General features: G+C 72.1%; 19 protein-coding genes, 1 tRNA gene and 1 riboswitch. Of the genes, 10 read left to right on the forward strand and 10 right to left on the reverse strand.

The genetic code is table 11. The features are described from left to right. The coding region (locus J2S22_RS30880) for a transposase domain-containing protein (RefSeq protein WP_370878180.1) at positions 1-95 on the forward strand (95 nt) is incomplete at its 5' end. A 288-nt stretch (positions 96-383) separates the two neighbouring features. On the opposite strand, the gene J2S22_RS04500 is transcribed toward J2S22_RS30880, so the two are convergent. The 4 genes from J2S22_RS04500 to J2S22_RS04515 form a co-directional block, all read right to left on the reverse strand. Further along, positions 384-1,376 (reverse strand): AAA family ATPase, encoded by a 993-nt coding sequence (locus J2S22_RS04500; protein WP_272780361.1) that lies wholly within the window; start codon positions 1,374-1,376, stop codon positions 384-386. Positions 1,377-1,846: 470 nt separating this feature from the next. Further along, a tRNA-His gene (locus tag J2S22_RS04505) sits at positions 1,847-1,923 on the reverse strand. A 463-nt stretch (positions 1,924-2,386) separates the two neighbouring features. Further along, entirely contained in the window at positions 2,387-3,073 is a 687-nt protein-coding gene (locus tag J2S22_RS04510; protein WP_272780360.1) for an AAA family ATPase, read from the reverse strand. Between the two features lie 281 nt (positions 3,074-3,354). Further along, positions 3,355-5,595, reverse strand: coding sequence for a hypothetical protein (locus J2S22_RS04515; protein ID WP_272780359.1), 2,241 nt, complete (start codon positions 5,593-5,595; stop codon positions 3,355-3,357). Between the two features lie 275 nt (positions 5,596-5,870). Here J2S22_RS04515 and J2S22_RS04520 point away from each other — a divergent pair, with 275 nt between their 5' ends. The 6 genes from J2S22_RS04520 to J2S22_RS04545 all read left to right on the forward strand — a co-directional run bounded on the left by J2S22_RS04520 (position 5,871) and on the right by J2S22_RS04545 (position 11,871). Next, positions 5,871-8,777, forward strand: coding sequence for a monovalent cation/H+ antiporter subunit A (locus tag J2S22_RS04520; protein ID WP_272780358.1), 2,907 nt, complete (start codon positions 5,871-5,873; stop codon positions 8,775-8,777). A gap of 2 nt (positions 8,778-8,779) precedes the next feature. Then, the gene (locus J2S22_RS04525; protein WP_272780357.1) at positions 8,780-9,145 is read left to right on the forward strand and encodes a Na+/H+ antiporter subunit C; all 366 of its coding nucleotides are present in this window, start codon (positions 8,780-8,782) and stop codon (positions 9,143-9,145) included. Between the two features lie 74 nt (positions 9,146-9,219). Next, positions 9,220-10,728 carry a monovalent cation/H+ antiporter subunit D gene (locus J2S22_RS04530; protein ID WP_272780365.1) on the forward strand — a complete coding sequence of 503 codons (1,509 nt, stop codon included), beginning with the start codon at positions 9,220-9,222 and terminating at the stop codon, positions 10,726-10,728. Continuing rightward, positions 10,725-11,216 carry a Na+/H+ antiporter subunit E gene (locus J2S22_RS04535; protein ID WP_272780356.1) on the forward strand — a complete coding sequence of 164 codons (492 nt, stop codon included), beginning with the start codon at positions 10,725-10,727 and terminating at the stop codon, positions 11,214-11,216. Before J2S22_RS04530 ends, J2S22_RS04535 begins: the two co-directional genes overlap by 4 nt. Positions 11,217-11,221: 5 nt before the next feature. Continuing rightward, a complete protein-coding gene (locus J2S22_RS04540) occupies positions 11,222-11,491 on the forward strand; it encodes a K+/H+ antiporter subunit F (protein WP_272780364.1) in 270 nt (89 codons plus the stop codon). A gap of 5 nt (positions 11,492-11,496) precedes the next feature. Then, a complete protein-coding gene (locus J2S22_RS04545) occupies positions 11,497-11,871 on the forward strand; it encodes a Na+/H+ antiporter subunit G (RefSeq protein ID WP_272780355.1) in 375 nt (124 codons plus the stop codon). On the opposite strand, the gene J2S22_RS04550 is transcribed toward J2S22_RS04545, so the two are convergent. The 3 genes from J2S22_RS04550 to J2S22_RS04560 all read right to left on the reverse strand — a co-directional run bounded on the left by J2S22_RS04550 (position 11,872) and on the right by J2S22_RS04560 (position 14,761). Further along, complete coding sequence (locus tag J2S22_RS04550) at positions 11,872-12,702, reverse strand: ABC transporter substrate-binding protein (RefSeq protein ID WP_272780363.1); 831 nt, start codon at positions 12,700-12,702, stop codon at positions 11,872-11,874. Between the two features lie 269 nt (positions 12,703-12,971). Beyond that, entirely contained in the window at positions 12,972-13,751 is a 780-nt protein-coding gene (locus tag J2S22_RS04555; protein ID WP_272780354.1) for an ABC transporter ATP-binding protein, read from the reverse strand. Next, positions 13,748-14,761, reverse strand: coding sequence for a FecCD family ABC transporter permease (locus J2S22_RS04560; protein ID WP_272780362.1), 1,014 nt, complete (start codon positions 14,759-14,761; stop codon positions 13,748-13,750). Before J2S22_RS04560 ends, J2S22_RS04555 begins: the two co-directional genes overlap by 4 nt. An 83-nt stretch (positions 14,762-14,844) precedes the next feature. Further along, positions 14,845-15,053: riboswitch (cobalamin riboswitch) on the reverse strand. Positions 15,054-15,175: 122 nt separating this feature from the next. On the opposite strand from J2S22_RS04560, the gene cbiB reads away from it, so the two are divergent. Further along, the gene (cbiB, locus tag J2S22_RS04565; RefSeq protein WP_272780353.1) at positions 15,176-16,153 is read left to right on the forward strand and encodes an adenosylcobinamide-phosphate synthase CbiB; all 978 of its coding nucleotides are present in this window, start codon (positions 15,176-15,178) and stop codon (positions 16,151-16,153) included. A 288-nt stretch (positions 16,154-16,441) separates the two neighbouring features. Here the strand turns inward: cbiB and J2S22_RS04570 are convergent, their stop codons facing one another. The 3 genes from J2S22_RS04570 to J2S22_RS04580 form a co-directional block, all read right to left on the reverse strand. After that, the gene (locus J2S22_RS04570) at positions 16,442-17,401 is read right to left on the reverse strand and encodes a DUF6282 family protein (protein ID WP_272780352.1); all 960 of its coding nucleotides are present in this window, start codon (positions 17,399-17,401) and stop codon (positions 16,442-16,444) included. A 174-nt stretch (positions 17,402-17,575) separates the two neighbouring features. Then, positions 17,576-18,865, reverse strand: coding sequence for an MFS transporter (locus J2S22_RS04575; RefSeq protein WP_272780351.1), 1,290 nt, complete (start codon positions 18,863-18,865; stop codon positions 17,576-17,578). 164 nt (positions 18,866-19,029) lie between these two features. Further along, entirely contained in the window at positions 19,030-20,076 is a 1,047-nt protein-coding gene (locus tag J2S22_RS04580) for a tRNA-dihydrouridine synthase (RefSeq protein WP_272780350.1), read from the reverse strand. Between the two features lie 291 nt (positions 20,077-20,367). Here J2S22_RS04580 and J2S22_RS04585 point away from each other — a divergent pair, with 291 nt between their 5' ends. Then, positions 20,368-21,174, forward strand: a complete 807-nt coding sequence (locus tag J2S22_RS04585; RefSeq protein ID WP_272780349.1) for an HpcH/HpaI aldolase family protein — start codon at positions 20,368-20,370, stop codon at positions 21,172-21,174. 29 nt (positions 21,175-21,203) lie between these two features. Then, complete coding sequence (locus J2S22_RS04590) at positions 21,204-22,070, forward strand: cupin domain-containing protein (protein ID WP_272780348.1); 867 nt, start codon at positions 21,204-21,206, stop codon at positions 22,068-22,070. The last annotated feature ends 53 nt before the right edge of the window (positions 22,071-22,123 follow it).

Consider the following 22,123-nt stretch of genomic DNA (forward strand, 5'->3'; position numbering starts at 1 on the left):
TCACCCGGATCGTCGACGGCCACCCCAACAGCCGCATCGACGACCTGCTGCCCTGGGCCTACGCCCCGCCGCAAGCCCTCAAAGCCGTGGCCTGAAAACGACGCTTACACTTCAGCTCGAAATTCGGCTCGCTTTCGAAGACAAGATAGATGCCAAGACCGGCATCAATGCCTTGCGCTCTTTGCTCTTCGGTGCGCTGCCGGGCCTGCGGCTCGATCTCCGCAAGCTCCTGAATCAGGTAGCCTGCGTGGGCGGCGCGCTCGCGGGGCGGCAGGGCCATGCGTTCGCGCGGCCCGGTTCTGGGACTAGTGAATCGTCTGCTTTCAGACTGCCGCGGAACGATGAGATGCGGATGCGATGGCACACCGTCCTCCAAGCATTAATCAGTTTGTCCCCTTATGAGGCACCGCAGATTTGCGGTCACGGATGGCGCTCATGAGTTCCGGATGTGTCACCAGTTGACGATCATGTACGATGGCGTCCTTGATCGCTTCCTCGCAGGCGCGGGCAATATCGGCGAAGCTCAGCCCTTGTGCGGCAGCCGCTGCCTTCGCCCACTGTATTTTTTCGGTCCGAAAACCGGAGAGCTTCGCGCGCAATGCCAGCGCGATCCTGGCCTTGTCGGGGAGATCGTATTCGATGACATCGTCAAACCGACGAAACAGCGCCCGGTCCAGGATTTCGGCGTGGTTGGTCGCGGCAACGACGAGACTATCGGAATCGTCCTGCTCGACCATCTGCAGGAAGCTGTTCACGATGCGGCGGACCTCGCCGACGTCGTTGCCAAGCCCGCGAGCCGACCCGATGCTGTCGAATTCGTCGAACAGATAAACGCCGCGCGTCTGACTCAATGCCTCGAAGATCAGTCGCAGCTTGGCGGCAGTCTCGCCCATGAACTTAGTGATCAACGCATCAAGCCGGACGACGAACAGCGGGAGGCCGAGATCTCCGGCGAGAGCTGCGGCTGTCAGCGTCTTGCCGGTTCCCGGCGTGCCGATCAACAGGAGCTTCCGCCGCGGTGAAAGTCCTCGACTGCGTATGATCCGCACTGCCTTGTGTTCGCGAATGACACGTTCGAGTTTGCGTCGGGTGCCCTCGCTTAGGACCATGTCCGAAAGCTTGGTCGGCGGGTAGGTGACGGTCAGAAGTTCCGCCACCTCCCCGCGAGGGCGCGCCAAAGGAATGGGTCCCCTAGAGGGGCCGGAATGGGCGCGGGATTTCGCCTTGTCGATGAGGGCACGAAGTTCTTCAGCGAGCTTGCCGTGGCCGAGACGTGCTTCATGCGCCGCGATCTGCATCGCGATTGAATAGAACTGCGCCTCATCCCCCTCGGAAAGCGACGCAATCAATGCTTTGACCTGATCGGCGCTGGGCATGGGCTTACGGCTGCGCTCCGGTTGAATTTACAACGCACACCGGCCAAGGGTAGTTTAAATCGCTCAGCAGGCATTTTTCGCTGATACACTTATAGATTCGGCTGTATACCGGCGATACTCCCGCCAAGCGATGGGAAGAGCAACCGGCCCCCGCGGCGACGCTCGTGCCAATCATCGCCCCGTGAGCCTCCAGGAGCACCGTCGCCTCTAACTCGCGCGCCGTTCGGCGGGCCATCCGCCATTGAAATAGGGTCGGAACACGCACGACCAAAGCACAACCAAGGCGTTTAAGAAAGAGACGTCACATTGCCCTTGGGTGCCCATGAGAGAGGCATCCGGCCGGCGGGAGCATCCCAGACGGGATCATCCGGATCCGGTGGAGGAGTTCAGCCGCGAGATGCTTCTTGCCGCCAACGTATACCGCGGCCCTGCGAACGGGTGCGACCGGCAGGAAGGTGCTGGTAAGCGCGTGGTACAGCTGGGTGGACTCGAACCACCGACCTCCTGATCCACAGTCAGGCGCTCTAACCAACTGAGCTACAGCTGCACAGGCCGGAGACGCGGCTCCGGCGGGCGCGCGGAACCTAGGCGGAGACGATTTTTTTTGCAAGCCGGCAGACGGGCCGGCCGGGTCTGCGCCGGGCCGGCGCGGACCGCGGCTTCGGCCGGGCGTCTTCGGGGACCGCGCCTCGGGCGCCGCGGCGCATGCCAGCGGCGGCAATCTCCGACCTCCGCCGTCCGTCATGGCCGGGCTCGACCCGGCCATCCACGTCTTTGTCGTCGAACGGCTCTCGAGACGTGGATGCCCGGCACGAGGCCGGGCACGAGGAGTCGGCATCAGCGGCCATTGGTATTACCGTATTCGGCTGATCAGTTCGGTGGTCATTCCGGGGCGGCGCACAGCGCCGAACCCGGAATCCAGCCGAGAACTCCGAGATTGTCGCTGGATTCCGGGTTCGCGGCTTCGCCGCGCCCCGGAATGACGGCGAACGGATCACCCGGAAGCAGCATCAGGCGGCGCGGCTGGCGGCCGGGGTGGCGGCGGCGCGGGCCCGGGCGGCGTTGACGGCGTCGACCGAGCGGGAGATCGCCTGCCACAGGCCGACGATCTCGGCGGCGGCCGCCGAGGCCGGGTCGACCTCCGGGGCGCTGGCCCCGGCGGCGAGCGACAGGGCGAAGCCGGCGCGCTGGGTGATCTGCCCGGACCACACCGGAATCCCCTGCTTGTCGAGATGATTGCGGGCATAGGCGACGACCGGCGACTCCTTGTCGTCGCGGCGCGCCGGGGCGGCGTTCATCACCACCGCATAGGGCTTGTTGCGCTCCTGGGCGGTCTTCACGGTCTCGCGCACCGCGTGCAGGTCGAACAGGCCGGGCCGGGCCGGGATCACCACCAGGGTGGAGGCGCGGATCGCCTCGGAGACCACCACCCACATGGTCGGCGGGGTGTCGATGAACACCCAGTCGTAGCCCTCCAGCATGGCCACCGCGAGCAGGCCGTCGACGCCGCGGGCGGCGCTCTTGACGATCGGCTTGCCGTCCGGCCGCAGCGACTGCCAGAGCGTCAGCGAGCCCTGCGGATCGGCATCGATGAGAAGACAGCGGTGACCCGCGAGATGGGCCGTCGCCGCGAGGTGCGCGGTGAGCGTGCTCTTCCCCGCGCCGCCCTTGCGAGACGCAAAGGTAATGACGTTCATGGGTGTCTCCTCGGCTGCCCTGCACCGAGCCTGGGGCGAACATGGTTAACAGCCGGTAAATGACTGAGGAGCGTCGATTTTTCCGGCCGTTCACGGGGCCGGGATTCGGTCGGCGGCGTCAGCGGCTTCGCCGGATTCGCCACAGATTCGTCACGATTTCCAAATTCTTGCCGCAATTGCGAAAGGCGCCGTTAACGATCGGCGCGGCCGGCGCGGCGCGGTCGATTCGGGCGGCGATCCCGGCGGCGAGCCGTGGCCGCGGCGGCGCGGCGTGATTCGGCTCAGCGGGCCGGGGCGGCCGGCGCCGGGCCGGCGAGGCCCTTCAGGGCGACCAGCAGGTTGTCCGTGGACAGCGGGGCGAAGCGGAAGACGACCGCGTGGCGGCCGGCCGGCACGGCGACGCCGCGGAACAGCGGCGCGACCGGCCCGATCGGCGCCGGCGCCCCGTCCAGCTCCGCCACCCAGCCCGGATAGAGGAGATCGTGCAGCACCAGCGTGGCCGGGCCGTCGGCCTCCACCGCGACCGCGACCCGGTCGGGCCGCCAGGCGGTGATCCGGGCGGCGCCGGCGGGCCGGACCTCGGCGCGCGGCCGGGCGCCCGGCAGCCGGTAGACCCAGGCCCGCGGGCCTTCCAACAGCGGCTCGGCGGCCGGCAGGTGCGGCTGCCCCGGCAGGGTGGCGAGGGGCGCCCCGAGCACCAGCAGGCCGAGCCCGATCTCCCGCGCCAGCGGCGAATCGAAGCCGGCGAAGCTCTCGGGGAAGCGGCGGAAGCCGAACCGCCAGTTCTCCTCGGCCGGCGCGACCAGCCGGTCGTAGGCGCCGAGCCGCACCGGGTTGTAGCCGTTGACCGCCTCCCAGCCGCGCACCATCGCGAGGTTCTGCCAGGCGCCGCCGAGCCCGACGACCTCGACGCGCGGGCGATCGCCGGCCGCATGCGCGGCGGCCAACGCACGGTCGACCACGGCGATCACGGCCGCGTCGGCGCCGGCCGGCGCCTCCAGCGCCGCGTAGGCCTCGCGCGGCTCGGCGTTCAGGCGGAACGCGGCGTTCCAGCCGAGCAGCTCGGCGGCCGCGATCGCCGTCACCACCGCGGCGGCGAGATCGCGTCTGCCGGCGCGGGCGCCGAGCGCCAGCACGGTCGCGGCGGCGAGCACGACGGCGAAGGCCGGCCCGAGCGCGGCGAGCGCATGCCCGGCATGGCCGGAGGCCTGCGCGAACCTCACCGCCACGGCCGCGAGGCCGGCGAGCGCCGCGACCGCGACCGCACCGGCGATCCAGGGCCGGCGCGGCAGCCCGTCCCGCACATAGGCGGCGAGCAGCGCGCCGCTCAGCATCGCCAGGGCCAGGGTGAGCACGAAGCTGCCGTCGACCGGCCGGCGGAACAGGTCGACCCCCGGCACGTGGGCGAAGGCGAGAGCGAAGACCGGCGTGAAGCGGCCGAGCATGTAGAGGAGCGCCAGCGCCGCGGCGGCGCTCCACAGCCGGGCGCCGCGCGCCAGCACTCCGCCGCCGCCGAGGCCGAGCCAGGCGAGAAGCAGCATCGGAACGCCACCGACGAACAGGTAGTTGAAGGAGTCGTCGGTGTTGAAGAGATCGGGCGAGGCCGTCCCGCCCGGACCGTAATACGCGCCGTGCGAGCCGAGCACGTCGGCCGCGAAGAGCGTCGCCAGATTGGCCGGGTGCAGCGAGCCGGCGAGCGCATCGGCGAGCGTCACCACGGGCCGGTTGGACAGCGCGGCGAGCTGCAGGGTCAGCAGCATCGGCACGGCGGCGACCGCGACCGCGGTGACGGCCATCGTCGCGAGCACGCCGAGGCGCGTGCGCAGACGGGCGAGCGGCCGCGGCGCCGGCGCCAGCATCGCCACGGCCGCGGCGGCGACCACGGCGCAGAGCAGCAGCGCCGCCTGGTTGCGGCCGAGCACCAGCAGGGCCGCGGCGACCCCGGCCGCGAGCGCGGCGAGATACGAGCGGCGGTCGAGCGCGAGGGAGATCAGCAGCAGCGCGACCGGCGCCTGCGCGTAGCTGAGGATCATGCCGGTGTGCTGCAGCCGTCCCGCCGCGGCACCGCCGAGTATGAACACGGCCGCGGCGAGCACGCAGGCCGCGGCCGGCCAGCCGCGCCGCCGGCCGAGCGCCGCGAGCGCCAGCCCGCCGGCGAGCAGATGCGCCGAGACGAGGAGATCGAAGGCGCGCAGCGACGGCGCCGGATCGACCAGCGCGACGGCGACGAACACGGGCGACCACACCAGCGACTGCGGATCCGCGACGCTCGGCAGCCCGCCATAGGTGTAGGGATTCCAGAACGGCGTTCCGCCCGCCGCCAGCGCGCCGGCGAGGAACCGGAAGAAGGCGTAGACTTGGTTCTTGGAGTCCCACGGCACCACGGTGCCGACCGCGATGGTGCGGGCGACCGCGAGCGACCAGACCGCGGCGACGGCGAAGACGATCGCGGGACCACCCGCCGGCGCCGGCGCGGCGAGCTCGGGACGCGGCCCGGACGGCCGGGCGGATGCTGTCGTCATGGCCGCCGCATTCCCCTCGCCCGCCGCACGCGGCCCGCCGGTCTCCGGCCCGCGGGCCGGAGACGATCGCCGGGCGCTCGGCCGCGTCCGATTGCTGCTACACTCGCCGGACATCATGTCGCAGCGATTCACCTCACGATGGTTTTTATATCCCGATGGGACGTTTCGGACGGAATTGAGGTGTCGGCCATGAGACATTCGATCCGCTCGTGGGCCGCCACGATCCCGGTTGCCGACGCGATTCCGGCTCCGCCCGCAACCCGGGCGGAGGCGTGATGCGGCTCGCGCTGATCGCGCTGCTTCCGCTGCTCGGCGCGATGCTGCCGCCGCTGGCGTCGCGCGCCGGCCGCGACGCCGTCACGGCGGTCGCCGCCCTGGTGACGCTGACCGCGCTGGCGCTGCTCGCCACCAGCGCGCCTGCCGTGTTGCGCGGCGAGATCGTGCAGGACGGCACCGCCTGGGTGCCGCAGCTCGGCCTCTCGTTCAGCTTCTTTCTCGACGGGCTCGGCCTGTTCTTCGCCGCGCTGATCCTCGTCATCGGCCTGCTGGTGATCGTCTACGCGCGCTCCTATCTGGGCCGCGACGAGCCGGTCGGCCGCTTCTTCGCCTATCTGCTGCTGTTCCAGGGCGCGATGCTGGGCATCGTGATCAGCGACAACGTGCTGCTGCTGGTCGTGTTCTGGGAGCTGACCAGCCTCTCCTCCTTCCTGCTGATCGGCTGGTGGCATCAGGCGCCCGAGGGCCGCCAGGGCGCCCGCATGGCGCTGGTGGTGACCGGCGGCGGCGGGCTGCTGCTGATGGCCGGCATGCTGCTGCTCGGCCACGCCGCGGGCTCCTACGAACTCTCCGAGATCCTGCTGCGCGGCGACGTGGTGCGCGCCTCGCCGCTCTACCTGCCGATCCTGCTGCTCGTGCTCGGCGGCGCCTTCACCAAGTCGGCCCAGGTCCCGTTCCATTTCTGGCTGCCGCACGCGATGGCGGCGCCGACGCCGGTCTCCACCTACCTGCACTCGGCCACCATGGTGAAGGCCGGCGTGTTCCTGCTGGCGCGGCTGTGGCCGGTGCTCGCCGGCACCGAGGCGTGGTTCCTGATCGTCACCGCGACCGGGCTCGTCACCATGCTGGTCGGCGCCTGGATCGCGCTGTTCAAGACCGACCTCAAGGCGATCCTCGCCTACTCGACGGTCAGCCATCTCGGCCTGATGACCATGCTGCTCGGCTTCGGCACGCCGATCGCCGCGGTCGCCTGCGTGTTCCACGTCCTCAACCACGCGACCTTCAAGGCGGCGCTGTTCATGGGCGCCGGCATCGTCGACCACGAGACCGGGACGCGCGACATCCGCCGGCTCGGCGGCCTCGCCGGGCTGATGCCGATCACCGCGACCCTGACCCTGATCGCCGCCGCCGCCATGGCCGGCGTGCCGCTGTTCAACGGCTTCCTCTCCAAGGAGATGATGCTGGAGGCGGCGTGGCACACGCGCTACGCGGATCTCGCCTGGCCGGTGCCGCTGCTCGCCACCCTCGCCGCGCTGCTGTCGGTCGCCTACTCGGCGCGCTACGCGATCGGCGTGTTCCTCGGCCGCCCGCGCGCCGCGCTCGCGCATCACCCGCACGATCCGCCGGCCGGGATGTGGCTGCCGGTCGCCGTGCTGCTGGTGCCGGTGCTGCTGATCGGGGTCGCGCCGGCGCTGTTCGCCGGCGACGTCGTCGCGCTCGCCGGCCAGGCGACCATCGGGACGGCGGCGCTGCCCGGCTATCATCTCGCGCTGTGGCACGGGGTGACGCCGGCCCTGATCATGAGCGTCGCCGCCTTCGCGGGCGCCGCCCTCCTCTATGCCGGGCTCGGCCCGCTGACGCGGCTGCACGCGCGCCTCGACCGGCCGGACGCCAAGGCGGCGTTCGACGCCGTGGTGGCCGCCGTCGTGCGGGCGTGCCGGACGACGACGCGGCGCCTGCACACCGAATCGCTGCCGCGCTATCTCGCGATCATCACGGGCGTCGTGGTGCTGGTCGGCGCCGCCGGCTTCTTCGGCGGCACCCATGCGGCGGGCGGGCGCGCGACGCTGCCGGTGTCGCTGCCCGCCGTCGTCGCCTTCGTGCTGCTGGCGACCACCAGCCTCGCCGTGCCGGCCGTGCACGGGATGCGGCTCCTCACGCTGGTGCTGGTCAGCGTGGTGGGCCTGGTCGTCTCGCTCGCCTTCCTGCAGTTCTCGGCGCCCGATCTCGCCCTCACCCAGATCACGGTCGAGGTGGTGGCCACCATCCTGCTGCTGCTCGCCCTCAACCTGCTGCCGAAGCGCACGCCCTCCGAGACGGGTACCGCGCGGACGGCGGGCGCGGCGCCCACCGTCCGCATGCTGCGCGACGGCGCCATCGCCGGCGCCGCCGGGCTCGGTGTCGCGGCGCTCGCCTATGCCGTGATGACGCGGGACTTCACCCCGATCTCGGACTATCACCTCGCCCAGTCGAAGCCGGGCGGCGGCGGCACCAATGTCGTCAACGTCATCCTGGTCGACTTCCGCGGCTTCGACACCTTCGGCGAGATCATCGTGCTGTCGATCGCGGCGCTCGCCATCGTGGCGCTGCTCGACAACGCCCTGAGGGGCGCCGCGGCGCGCCGGCTCGACACGCTGAAGCGCGCCGTCGAGGCCGCCGACCCGCACCCGACCGTGCTGGTCGTCGTCGCCCGCGCCCTGCTGCCGCTGGCGCTGACGGTCGGCATCTACATCTTCTTCCGCGGCCACAACCTCCCGGGCGGCGGCTTCATCGCCGGCCTGGTGGTCGCGATCGCGCTGATGATGCAGTACATGGCGGCCGGCTTCGACTGGACGGCGGCGCGCCGGCGGTTCGACGCGCATGCGCTGATCGGCGCCGGCGTGCTGGTCGCCGGCCTCACCGGGCTCGGGGCGCTCGCCTTCGGCCGGCCGTTCCTGACCAGCTCCTACGGCTACTTTCACGTCCCGCTGATCGGCGAGATCGAGCTCGCCACCGCGATGCTGTTCGACACCGGCGTGTTCCTGGCCGTGGTCGGCACCGTGGTGCTGTCGCTCGCCCGCATCTCGCTGGTCGAGCGCCGCGCCGAGCGGGGACCGCCGTCGCGCAGCGCGGCCGTGCCGGGTCCGGACCGCGCCACCGCGTCGCGGCCGGCGGCGGCCGCCGCGCCCGTCGGCAGGGAGGCCTGACCATGGAGCTCCTGGTCGCCGCGTCCATCGGCATCCTCACCGCGGTCGGCGTCTGGCTGCTGCTGCGCCTGCACAGCTTCCCGGTGATCGTCGGCACGATCTTCCTGTCCTACGCCGTGAACCTGTTCCTTTTCGCCATGGGCCGGCTGGCGATCGATCAGCCGCCGATCGTCGACCCGGCCGTCACGGCCTACACGGACCCGCTGCCGCAGGCGCTGGTGCTCACCGCCATCGTGATCTCGTTCGGCATGACGGCGCTGATCGTCGTGCTGGCGCTGCGCGCCTTCCTCGAGACCGGCACCGACCGGGTCGACGGCGGCCGCGACGAGCCGCCCACCGTCGCCGACCGCGCGGGAGAACGGCTGTGACCCCGCCCCTGCCCTCGCCCGCCACCGCCGCGATCGTGCTGCCGATCGTCCTGCCGGCGCTCACCGCCGCCGTGATGGTGCTCGCGTTCCGGCACCGGCGCGCCGTGCAGCGCATCCTCTCGGTCGGCGCCGCCGCGGCCCTGCTCGCGGTCGCGATCGGCCTGTACGCCGTCGCCCGCGACGGCGACGTCGCCCCCTATTATCTCGGCCACTGGCCGGCGCCGTTCGGCATCGTGCTGGTGCTCGACCGGCTGTCCGCCACCATGCTGGTGCTGACCGCGGCGCTCGGCCTCGCGGTGGCGATCCATTCGCTCGGCGGCTGGGACGCGCGCGGGCGCCACTTCCATCCGCTCCTCCAGTTCCAGCTGATGGGGCTGAACGGCGCCTTCCTGACCGGCGACGTGTTCAACCTGTTCGTCTTCTTCGAGGGGATGCTGATCGCCTCCTACGGCCTGATGCTGCACGGCGGCGGCCCCCGCCGCCTGACCGCCGGCCTCTCCTACGTCGCCATCAATCTCACCGGCTCGACCCTGTTCCTGTTCGCGGTCGGGCTGATCTACGCCGTCACCGGCACCCTCAACATGGCGGATCTGGCCGCCCGGGTGGCGACCGTCGCGCCCGGCGACGAGGCGCTGCTGCGCACCGGGGCGCTGCTGCTGCTCGTGGTGTTCGGCCTCAAGGCGGCGCTGGTGCCGCTGCACTGGTGGCTGCCCGGCGCCTACGGGGCGGCGGCCGGCCCGGTGGCGGCGCTGTTCATGATCATGACCAAGGTCGGCGCCTATTCGATCCTGCGCGTCTACGTGCTGGTGTTCGGCGCCGATGCCGGCGCGGTCGCCGGGCTCGCGGCGCCCTACGTGCTGCCGGCCGCGCTGGCGACGCTGGTGGTCGGCGCCGCCGGGGTGCTGGCCAGCCGGACGCTGGCGGCGCTCGCCTGCTTCGCCGTGGTGTGGTCGATGGGGTCGCTGCTGGTCGCCTTCGGCCTGTTCGACCACGCCGGCGTCGCCGCCGGACTCTACTATCTGGTCCACTCGACCGTCGCCGGGGCCGCCCTGTTCCTGCTGGTCGACGTCCTGTCGCCGCTGCGCGGCCGCGCCGCCGACCGCATCGTGCCGACGCCGCCGCTGCCGTCGGCCGCGCTCTTCTCCGGGCTGTTCTTCGTCGCGGCGATCGCGGTCGCCGGCCTGCCGCCGCTGTCCGGCTTCCTCGGCAAGCTCCTGGTGCTCGACGCCACCGGCGCGGCCCCCGGCGCGGCGATCGTCTGGACCGTGCTGCTGGGCACCAGCCTGGTCGTCATCCTCGGCTTCGCCCGCGCCGGCAGCACGGTGTTCTGGAAGACGCGGCCTGCACCGGCGGCGGCCGCCGGCCCCGCCGCCGCGGCGCGGCCGCGCGGCGGACCCGTGGCGGTGTGCGCGGCGCTGCTCGCCGCGACCGCGGCGCTCGCCCTGTTCGCCGGCCCGGTGACGGCGGAGCTCGACGCCACGGCACGCCAGGTGTTCGACACCGCCGCCTATCGGCGCGCCGTGCTGCCGCCCCAGGCCGCCGCGGCGGCGCCCGGCGCGGCGGCAGCGGAGGCGACGCCATGAGATCGCGCGTCCTCCCGCATCCGATCCTCAGCGTCGTCGTCGCCGTCGTGTGGGTGGCGCTCGCCAACGACCTGTCGGCCGCCAGCCTGGTGTTCGGCATCGTGCTCGGCATCGGCGTGCCGCTGTTCACGGCCTGCTACTGGCCGGAGCGGCCGATCGTGAAGCGGCCGCTGGTGATGCTCGAATACGCCGCCGTGGTCGCCTGGGACATCGTGGTGTCCAACATCGAGGTGGCGCGGTTGATCCTGTTCCGGCGCGGGTCGACGCTGCGCTCGCTGTTCGTCACCGTGCCGCTCGAGCTGACGACGCCAGAGGCCGTGACGGTGCTGACCGGCACCATCACGATGACGCCCGGCACCGTGTCGGCCGACCTCTCGGCCGACGGCCGCAGCGTCCTGGTGCACTGCCTCGACGCCGGCGACCCGGACGCGGTGGTGCGGCAGATCAAGACCCGCTACGAGCGGCGGCTGAAGGAGATCTTCGAATGACCGGAATGATCGAGGCGGCCTGCATGGTCGCCGTGGTGGCGATCAGCGTCGCGGCGCTCCTCAACCTCTACCGGCTCGCGGTCGGCCCCGACGTGCTCGACCGCATCCTGGCGCTCGACACCCTGGTGGTGAACGCCATCGCGCTGATCGTGGTGATCGGGGTGTGGTACGGCACCGCGATCTATTTCGAGGCGGCGCTGCTGTTCGCCATGGTCGGCTTTCTCACCACCGTGGCGTTCTGCAAGTACCTGCTGCGCGGCAACGTGATCGAGTGAACGCCATGGCGCTCGCGTCCGAAATCCTGGTCACGGTGCTGATCCTGGTCGGCACCTTCTTCCTGTTCGTCGGCTCGCTCGGGCTCGCCAAGCTGCCCGACCTGATGCGGCGCCTGCACGCGCCCACCAAGGCGACGACGCTCGGCATCGGCGCCCTGCTGATCGCCTCGATGCTGTGGTTCGACCTCGTGCACGACGCGCTGTCGTTCCACGAGGTGCTGATCGCCCTGTTCCTGTTCATGACGGCGCCGGTGTCGGCCCACGTGATCGCCAAGGCGCACATCCTCCGCGACGCGCCGACCCGGGCGACGCTGCCGCCGGCACAGACCTCCGGCTGGGCGACGCTCGAGCCGCACCCGGCCGATCCGCGCGAGCGCTGATCAGGGCGCGGCGCGGGTCAGCGCCGCGGCGAGCCGGTCGAGCGCCTCGGCCAGCATCGGCCCGCCGCAGACCGTCAGCATCTCCGGCACGACGATCCGCCGCTCGGGCGGATAGAGGCGCTGCAGCGCCGGATGCAGCAGGAAGGCCTGACCCTGGTCCTCGGCGGTCTCCTGCGCCGAGGCGACCAGCACGAGATCGGGCTTCGTCGCGACGATCTCCTCCAGCGAGGCGAAGCCGCCGGTCGCGATGCCGAGCTCGGAGGCGGCGTTGACGAGCCCGGCGGCGGCGAGCAGCGAGCTGGTCAGGCTGTCGGCGCCCGGCACCCAGCCGCGCCGCGACACCGCGAGCACGCGCAGGCCGCTGCGCGACGCGGCGGCGCGCAGCCGCGCCAGCGCCGCGTCGATGGCGGCGATGTGCGCCACGGCCCGTTCGGGATGTCCGACCAGCGCGCCCATGCGGGCGATCTGCTGCTTCGCCTCGTCGATCGAGCGGACGATGTCGAAGTCGGCGAGCGGCAGGCCGCGCCGCGCCAGCAGCTCGCGCGTCGCCCGCCGCTCGAAGCGGCCGGCGACGACGAGGTCCGGCTTCAGCATCATGGCGTCCTCGGCCCCGCCCGACAGCACCGGGAAGCGTTCCGCCTGCGCCGCCGTCCACGACAGCACCGGATCACGCGCGAACGGGCTGAGGCCGACGATCTGCTCCGGATCGGCGAGCGCGAGCAGGAGCTGGTCCGTGCACAGGTTGAGCGAGGCGATCCGCTTCGGCGCCTCGGCGGCGGCGGGAGCGAGCGACGCGACGACTGCGGCAGCCGCCGTGACGGCAGCGAGCAACAAGGGCCTGCAACCGCGGAAAAACCGCAGGCCCCCCACCCCCGACCCCTCCCCGCCATTCGCTGGCGCGAATGGGAGGAGGGGAGCGGAAACGCCGGACGCGAAGACGGAGGGAGCCGAAGCGCCGTGCCCGGACCGATCGGGGTCAGAGCCCCCCTCTCCTCCCCTCCCCCCGCTCGCGAAGCGAGTGGCGGGGAGGGGTCGGGGGTGGGGGGCAAGCCACGAACTCGATCGCCCGCGACGCATGACCCCGCCCCACACGCCGCCCCTCACACCGCCGACCATGGCACGATCACGGGCTGGTCGGCCGTTCCGCCGCGAAAGGCCGTGATGCGGAACACGTCGGCGAGCGGCCCGGGCCCGAGCGCCTCCTCGGGGGGCCCGTCCATCACCAGGCGGCCGGCGGCGAGCACCAGCACGCGGTCGGCGAAGCGCGCCGCGAGGCCGAGATCGTGGGTCACCACGATCACCACGGCGCCGGCCCGGGCGGCCCGCTGCAGCAGGCCCAGCACCTCGATCTGATAATAGGGGTCGAGCGAGGCGACCGGCTCGTCGGCGAGCACCACGGGTGCCTCGACGGCCAGCATGCGGGCGAGCGCGACGCGGCTCTTCTCGCCGCCCGACAGCGCCGTCACCGGCCGCTCGGCGAGCGGCTCCAGGTCGGCGACCCGCATGGCGCGCTCCACCGCCTCGGCGTCGGCGCGCGACAGGCGCGCCGGATCGACGGCGCCGTGCGGATAGCGGCCGAGCGCGACCACGTCGCGCACCGGCAGCGGCCAGTGCACGAGGTGCCCCTGCGGCAGATAGGCGAATGTCCGGGCCTTCTCACGCGCCCCGAGCGCCGCCACGGACGCGCCGCCGACGGTCAGCCCGCCGCGCGACGGCAGCAGCCCGGCGAGGGCGCGCAGCAGCGTGGTCTTGCCGGCGCCGTTCGGGCCGACCAGGGCGATCAGGCTGCCGCGCGAGGCCGAGAAGGACACGTCGGCGACGACCTCGCGGCGGTCCACCGCGACCGAGAGCCCGTCGGCGACCAGATAGGGCGCGCTCATGACACCCCTCCGCCGAGGGAGCGGCGCTCGCGCACGATCAGGTACAGGAAGAACGGCACGCCGATCAGCGCGGTCAGCACGCCGACCCGCACGCTGTTGGTGGAGGGCAGCAGCCGCACCGCGATGTCGGCGGCGAGCAGCAGCGCGGCACCGGCGAGCGCGCTCGGCACCAGCAGCCGGCCCGGGTCGTATCCGACCAGCGGCCGCACCAGATGCGGGCCGACGAGGCCGATGAAGCCGATGGTGCCCGACACGGCGACCGAGCCGCCGACCCCGAGGGCGACGCCGAGGATCACCAGGAGACGCAGCCGCGCCACGTCGACGCCGAGGCTCGAGGCGGTCTCCTCGCCCAGGCTCAGCACCCGGAAGGCGTGGCGTTGCGACAGCAGGATGGCGCCGCCGAGGAGGACGAAGGGCAGCGCCAGCGCCACGTGGCGCATGCTGCGGTCCTCCAGCGAGCCCAGCAGCCAGAACGAGATCTCCAGCGCCGCGAACGGGTTCGAGGCGAGATTCATGGTCAGCGCCGTGCCGGCCCCGGCGAGCGCCGACAGCGCCATGCCGGCGAGGATCAGGATCAGGAGGCCGGCGTTGCGGCCGGCCACCACCAGGAGCGCGAACACCGACAGGAAGGCCGCGACGATGGCGGCGAGCGGCAGCGCGAAGGAGAGCACGTCGGCGAGGCCGGTGGCGATCACCAGCACGGCCCCGAAGGCCGCCGCCTGCGGCGCGCCGAACAGCTCCGGCGCGGCGAGCGGGTTGCGCAGCAGCCCCTGCAGGGCGGCGCCTGCGAGCCCCAGCACGGCCCCGACCGCGGCGCCGAGGATCGCCCGCGGCAGCCGGATCTCCTGGACGATGATGCGGGTCTCCTCGGTGCCGCCGCCGAACAGCGCGGCCGCCACCGCGTCGGGCGACAGCCGCACCGAGCCGAGGCCGAGCGAGAGCAGGATCAGCAGCGCGACCAGGCTGCCGAGCAGGACCAGCACGGTGGTGCCGGCCGGGCGCGCCGCCACGGCACCAGCTGCCCGGGTGGCGCCGGCGGTGCGTGCCGCATCGGAAAGCTTCAAGGGTGTCCCTCCGTCGACCCGCCGTCGAACGAGCGCTGCTGTCGCCGGCCGGTCTCCTGGCTCGCGGATCAGATCCCGTCCGCCTTCCCGGCCCGGGGCCAGTGGCATGTGGACGAGGAGCTCCGCTCACAGTTGCGGGGGCAGCCGCGGTTTTCGGGTTCCCGTCGACCCGGGAGAGGCCCTTACCGCGTTCCCGTTTCACCTCCGAGAGGGAGGCACCGGCGACAGGTCGGTTAAACCACAGCGGTTTTCGCCGCACAAGGACGGGGGAACCGGGCATGCCGGCACCCGTGACCGCGGAGAGGTGCCGGTGTATGTCGCCGGCGGGAGCGCCGCGAGGTGGCGGCGCCGGGGAGCCCGATGCTGGACCTGTCCGACCGCCTGATCGTCCTCGTGCTCGCCGCCGCCCTGGAGGCGTGGGCCGGCTATCCGGACGCGCTGTTCCAAAGGATCGGCCATCCGGTGTCGTGGCTCGGCGCCCTGATCGCGGCGCTCGACCGCGGGCTGAACCGGCCGGCCTGGCCCGAGGCCGCGCGCCGGACCGCCGGGGTGGCGACGGTCGCGGTGCTGCTCGGCGTGAGCGTCGCGGCCGGGCTCGCGCTCGACGGCGCCGCCCAGGCGGCGCGGCCGCTCGGGCTGGTCGTGTCGATCGCCGCCGTGGCGGTGCTGATCGCGGCCGGCAGCCTCGACCGCCACGTCGGCGCCGTCGCCCGCGCTCTCGATGCCGAGGGGCTGGACAGCGCCCGTCGGGAGGTGGCCAAGATCGTCGGCCGCGATCCGGCGACGCTCGACGAGGCGGCGGTGTGCCGCGCCGCGATCGAGAGCCTGGCGGAGAACGCCTCGGACGGCGTGACGGCGCCGGCCTTCTGGTTCCTGGCTCTCGGCCTGCCCGGCATGCTGGCCTACAAGGCGGTCAACACGGCCGACTCGATGATCGGCCACCGGACGGCGCGGCACGGCGCCTTCGGCTGGGCCGCGGCGCGGCTCGACGACCTCGTCAACCTGCCGGCCTCGCGGCTCACCGGCCTGATGCTGGTCGCCGCCGCCGCCGTGGTGCCGGGCGCCTCGGCCCGCGGCGCCTGGACGGCGATGCGGCGCGACGCCGGGAAGCACACGTCGCCCAATGCCGGCTGGCCCGAGGCCGCGATGGCGGGCGCGCTGGGCCTGCGGCTCGCCGGCCCGCGCATCTATGCCGGCACCCGGGTCGAAGCCGCCTGGATGGGCGACGGCCGCGCCGACGCCACGGCCGCCGACGTGCATCGCGCCATCCTGCTGTACCGGGTGGCGTTCGGCGGAACCGCGGCGCTGGTGGGCGCGACCGCCGTGATGGCGATGTGATCAGGTCGCGAAGCGCCCGTTACCCTCTCTCTCGACGACCAGCTTGGGCACACATCTTTTCACGCGGGCATCCCGGGCGTGCACGGGCCGCGGTGCGGTCGGTCTCCGACCTTGCCGCATGCACGGCGAGGCTCCCTCTCCCGGGCGGGGAGAGGGCTGGGGTGAGGGGGAGCCGGCGCCGATGAATCCATTGTGAGGTGAGCACCCCCTCACCCGGAGCTCGCGCTCAAGCGCGAGCCCCGACCTCTCCCCGCTGGGGAGAGGTGAACCGAGGGCGCCGCCTTGCCGTCACGCGGCCCTCGCGCTTGCCCGCTCGTGCGCCGCCGCGACGTCGGCCTCCAGGCCGAAGGCGCGGGCGGCGTTGGTCGAGACCATCCGGCGGATCTGCGCGTCGTCGTAGCCGAGATCGAGGCACAGGCGGATGCCGCGGCGGACCCCTTCCACCGGGCTGAACACGCCGACCTGGCCGAGATCGGAGCACAGGATGGTGCGCTCGACGCCGGCGGCGTCGATCTGCGCCTTCAGGTCCTCGGCCGTGCGGGTTTTGAACTTCGAGCCATCGAGGAACATGCACAGCGAGTGCTCGACATAGGCGCCCATGGCGGCGATGCCGCGCACGTCGTCGAGCGACGCCTGGACGATGTCCTCCGGATGCGTGAACACGAGCGTCTTCACGCCGCGTCGCTTCGCCTCCTCGAACAGCACCCAGGTCTCGCGGACGTGCAGATGGCCGCTGGCGAGCGCCAGGCCGGTCCTGGCGACCACGTCGAGGATCTCCTTGGCGTCGTCGCGCACGACGCCGTTCTCGGTGACCGGCACGGCGGCGGCGGCCCGCATCTTCTGGGTCGAGGCCGGATGCGCCCAGCTCGACGACTTCTCCCATTCGAGATGATGCGCCGCCGCCAGCGTCGGCATGAACACGATCCGGCCGCCCATCGCGGCGGTGTGCTCGACGGCCCACGGGTTGAGACCGCCGACCACGTTGTTGAGCACGATCGCCGAGTAGACCTTCGTGGTCAGCTCGGGAAAGTTCGCGGCGATCAGGGCGGCGGTCGTCACACCCGAATAGTCGTGGTCCTTGGTGATCACCGCGGCGAAGCCGGCCGCCGACGCCTCGCGGGCGAGCGCGACGTGATCGAGCCCGCGCGGCGCGATCGACGGGCCGGAATGGACGTGCGGATCGATCGCGCCGATCAGCAGGTCCTCGACGCGTCGGGCGCGGGCGTCTTCGGTATCGTTCGTCGTCATTGATTGACGTTCCTGTTTCGTCATACGCATCGGGTCCGACGCTGACATGGATGGCACCTGCGTGCCGTGGAATCAACATTCACGATGGAGCCGGCGTTCCCGGCGACCACCGGCGCCGGCCCCATGTTCCGGACTACGAACCAAGAGGGTCCGTTCCGGTCGCGGTGCCGGCGGTCAGGCCGGCACCGCGTTGCGCTTGGCGACCGCCTGGGCGATCGCCGCACCGATGCCGAGGGCGGCGAGGCAGACGGTCGGCACCAGCATGGCGGCGACCGCTGACCCGCCGAGCTTGGCGGCCCACGGCATCAGGTTCTGGGCCGCGAAGCCGCCGAAGTTGCCGAGGGTCGAGATCGCCCCGATGCCGGCGGCGGCGCGGGCGCCCGAGAGGAAGCGCGACGGCAGCGACCAGAAGCAGGGCAGCAGCAGCGAGATGCACGGCGTGCCGATGGTGAGCGCGACGAACCGCATCCAGTTCGCCGGCACGACGGTGCTGGCGAAGAAGGCGGCGACGCCGACCAGCGACAAGGTCGCCATGCCGACCAGCACGGTGCGGTGCTGCTTCAGCCGGCCCGGCAGGACGACCAGCATGCCGACCGTCACGGCCCACGGCACGGCGCTGAGCAGGCCGTTCTGCGTGCCGGTGGCGCCGAACGCCTTCACCACGGTCGGCAGCCAGTAGATGACGCCGTACAGCGAGGTGAGGATCAGGGTGTAGACGCCCGAGAGGAACAGCACCCGCGGGTCCCACAGCACCTGCCAGATGCCGCCGTGGTCGTGCTTGGCCGCGCCGTCGCGCTGGATCGAATCGGCGAGCCAGCTCTTCTCGGACGGCGACAGGAACGTCGCCTCGGCCGGCGAATCCGGCAGCGTGAAGAAGATCACGAGGCCCATGATCACGGCCGGCATGCCGGTGACGATGAACACCCACTGCCAGCCGGCGAGCCCGAGCGAGCCGTCGAGATCGAGCAGCGGGCCGGAGAGCAGCGAGCCGAACATGTTGCCGAAGGCGCTGCCGAGCGTGACGATGCCCATCACGCGGACCCGGTACGCCTGCGGGAACCACAGCGTGGTGAAGAAGATGATGCCCGGATAGGCGCCCGCCTCGGCGACGCCGAGCATGAAGCGCAGCACCGTGAACATCGTCTCGGACGTCGTCCACGCCATCCACACCGTCACCACGCCCCAGCTCAGCAGGATGCGCGAGATCCACTTGCGGGCGCCGAAGCGGTGGACGGCGAGCGTGCTCGGAATCTCGAACACCAGATAGCCGATGAAGAACAGCGACGCGGCGAGGCCGAAGGCCTGCTCGGAGATGCCGAGGTCGCGGATCATCTGCAGCTTGGCGAAGCCGACATTGGCGCGGTCGATCACCGCGGTCAGGTAGGCCAGCATCACCAGCGGCATCACGCGCCACATGACGCGCCGCATCACCTCCTGCTGGTCGCTCGGCGACAGCATGCTCATCACGGTTGTCTCCTTGTTCTTGCGACGACGCGGCTCGGGTCGCGCGCCGTCGGACGGCCGCGGACGCGAGGCGTCGCGGCGCTCGTGGGCGGAAGGGCGCGGGCGGTGTCCGCGCGCGGTGTCGCAGGGGGGGTCTGGAAGGCGGGCGGGCGGAGGCCGCCGCGTCAGCGCGGGACGTAGTTGCGCCAGTTGTCCTGACGGAGCGGCATCTGCGCGAAGCTCTTGCGGCTGTCGGCGGCGCGGCCGATCAGCTCCGCCGCCGTCACGCCCTTGCGGGCGAGATAGGCCTCGAGCTCGGCGAGCGAGTCCGACAGCAGCTCGAAGCCGCGTAGCATCACGGGAGACGACATCTCCACGGCCGAGGCGCCGGCCAGCATCATGCGGGCGACGTCGAGCCCGCTCTGGGCGCCGTTGGTGCCGATCAGCGGCTTGTCGACGCCGAGGCGGCCGCGCGACAGCGCCAGCCACTGGCAGGTGAGCGGCAGGTTCCAGGGGCCGCCGACGCCCAGCGTGGTGCCGAGCATCGGCGCGAAGGTCTCGACGTCGGGGATCAGGCCGAGCGAGCGACCCGCCATCACCACGGCCTCGCCGCCGGCCGCGAAGGCGGCCGCGGCGAGCTCGGGCACGCGCTCGCTCTGGCCCGTGATCTTGATCCACAGCGGGATCGTCACGGCGGCCCGCACGGCGGTGACGATCGTGCCGATGCGGGCCGGATCGAGCTCGGTCGAGACAGCCCCCTTGGCGGCCTGGCTGGCATAAGGCGTGCCGATGTTCAGCTCGAGCACCCGGATGCCGGCCTCTTCCACCTGCCGGGCCATGGCGACGGCGTGGTCGAGCTCGGCCAGGATCAGGCTCGCGACCGCGTAGGAGTCGTGATCCTTCGCCTCGCGGTCGAGCATCGCGGTCTGCGCGAGCCACTCGTCGAAGGACTGCGGCGACAGGCCCGACCGGCAGGCCACGAAGGCGTGCGCCGGGGCGTCCTTGTTCCAGGGGATCGGGGTCCAGCGGTCGTCCAGCACCATGTACTCGGCGCACTGGAGCTGATGACGCGCCGCCTGCGACTCGTTGGTGGACTTCACCACCACGGCGCCGACGCCGGCCCGCAGGGCGCGTCGCACGCCCTCCGCCTCGATCAGGTGCTCGGCCGATCCGGCGATCAGCGGGTTCTTGAGCGTCACTCGCCCGACCGACGTTCTCAGAGCGTCCGACATGCTGCCTCCACCCGGTCCTCTCACTTCGACCACATCGGCGCGACGCGCAAGACGACAGCGCCGGCCTCGGGTCGATCACCCCGCGCCACGGCGCGCAGACCGTACCGCCCGTGTTCGCGATTACGAAACTCTTGAATCATCTTAGCGCCGGCACGGGGCCCGCAAAAATACGCATGGATACCGATATACCCATATTTGTATGGAAGACATTGACACAAGCGCGGTCGCAGTCTCAAATCAGTCCGTCCAACTTGTTCCGCGATCGCGAACACACTCGAAAGAGACCTCGTCGTGACCCCTGCTGCCCCGCTGCCGGCCCGCGCTCCGGCCCGTCCGCATCCCGCCGCCTTCCGGACCCGGCTCGCGGCCGGCGAGCGGCTTCTCGGCACCTTCATCAAGACGCCGACCGGCCACGCCATCGAGATTCTCGGCGGTCTCGGCTTCGACTTCGCCGTCGTCGACGAGGAGCACGCGCCGTTCGACCGCGCCGCCGTCGACCAGGCCGTGACGTCCGCCCGGGCGGCCGGCATCGCCGCGCTGGTACGGGTCGCGACGGCGACGCCGTCGAACCTGATGTCGGTGCTGGACTGCGGCGCCGTCGGCGTGCTGGTGCCGCACGTGGCGAGCGCCGCGCAGGCCCGCGCCGTCGCGGCGGCGTGCCGCTACCGCGGCGGTCGGCGCGGCTTCTCCAACTCGCCGCGCGCCGGCGACTACGGCGGCCTCGCGATGTGGGCGCATGTCGATCGCTGCGACGCGATCACCACCGTGGTGGCCCAGATCGAGGACCCGGAGGCGCTGGACGAGGTCGAGGCGATCGCCAGGGTGGAGGGGATCGACGCCCTGTTCGTCGGCCGCGGCGACCTCTCCGTTGCGATGGGTGCAACGGGCTCCGAGGCCCCGGAGGTGCGCGCCGCGGCGGAGCGGATCACCGCCGCCGCCAGGGCGGCCGGCAAGCCCGTGATGGTGTTCACCGGCGGCGCCGCGGACGCCGCCGCGATGCGGGCGATCGGCGCGACCGCCTTCGTGGTGTCGTCGGATCAGGGCCTGCTGCGGCAGGCGGCGGCCCGCGTGCTCGACGATTTTGCTAACATCGGATGACGTGCTCCGGAGCACGCGAGGAGGACGAGATGAACGCAGCCCAACGGCCGGCGACCCATGCACGGCTCTACGAGACCGCGCCCGACGCGACCGACGCCGACGGGACGCGGCACTGGATCACGCGCGCCGCCAATTTCTGCGTCGTGGTGAGCGACGCACCGGCCGGCGCCGTGCTGAGCCGCACCGGCCAGGCCGACGAGCACATGCTGCTGCTGCCGCCCGGCACGGCCGCGACCGTCGAGGCCGGCGGCGAGACGATCGCCGCGGCGGGCGACAGCCTGACCATCCTGCCGCCGGGCGACAGCCGCGTCACGGTGACGGCGCCGGGCCGGATCGCACGGATCCTCTCGAGCACCGCGACCGACCTGCTGGCGCTCGCGAGCAACGCGGCGACCTACGCCGACGGCGCACCCGAGGTGGCGCCGCTCGCCGCCTGGCCGACGCCGCCCGGCGGCTTCCGGCTGCGGCACTACCGGCTGGCGGAGCTGCCGAGCCCGGATCCGGGGCCGCTGAAGATGCGGGTGTTCCAGTCGTGCAACCTGATGGTCAACGTGTTCGAGCGCTGGCCGGCGCCGCGCGACATCCGCCGGCTGAGCCCGCACTCGCACGACGACTTCGAGCAGGTGTCGCTCGGGCTCGCGGGTGCCTTCGAGCATCACCTGCGCTACCCCTGGACCGCCGACAAGACGGTCTGGCGGGAGGACGAGCACGTCCACTACGCGGCGAGCCCGAACGTGCTGGTGATCCCGGCACGGGTGATCCACACCACCCACAATGTCGGGCCGGAGCCGGCCTGGCTGATCGACGTGTTCGGCCCGCCGCGGCTCGACTTCGCCTCGAAGCCGGGCTTCGTCGTCAACGCCGGCGACTATCCGCTGCCCGCCAAGGCGGCGTGAAGCGCCGCGTGACCAAGTCGGCCTGAGGACCGCGTGACCGGGGCGGCGTGACT

It is taken from the genome of Rhodoplanes tepidamans (assembly GCF_030813915.1).
Lineage (GTDB): Bacteria > Pseudomonadota > Alphaproteobacteria > Rhizobiales > Xanthobacteraceae > Rhodoplanes > Rhodoplanes tepidamans.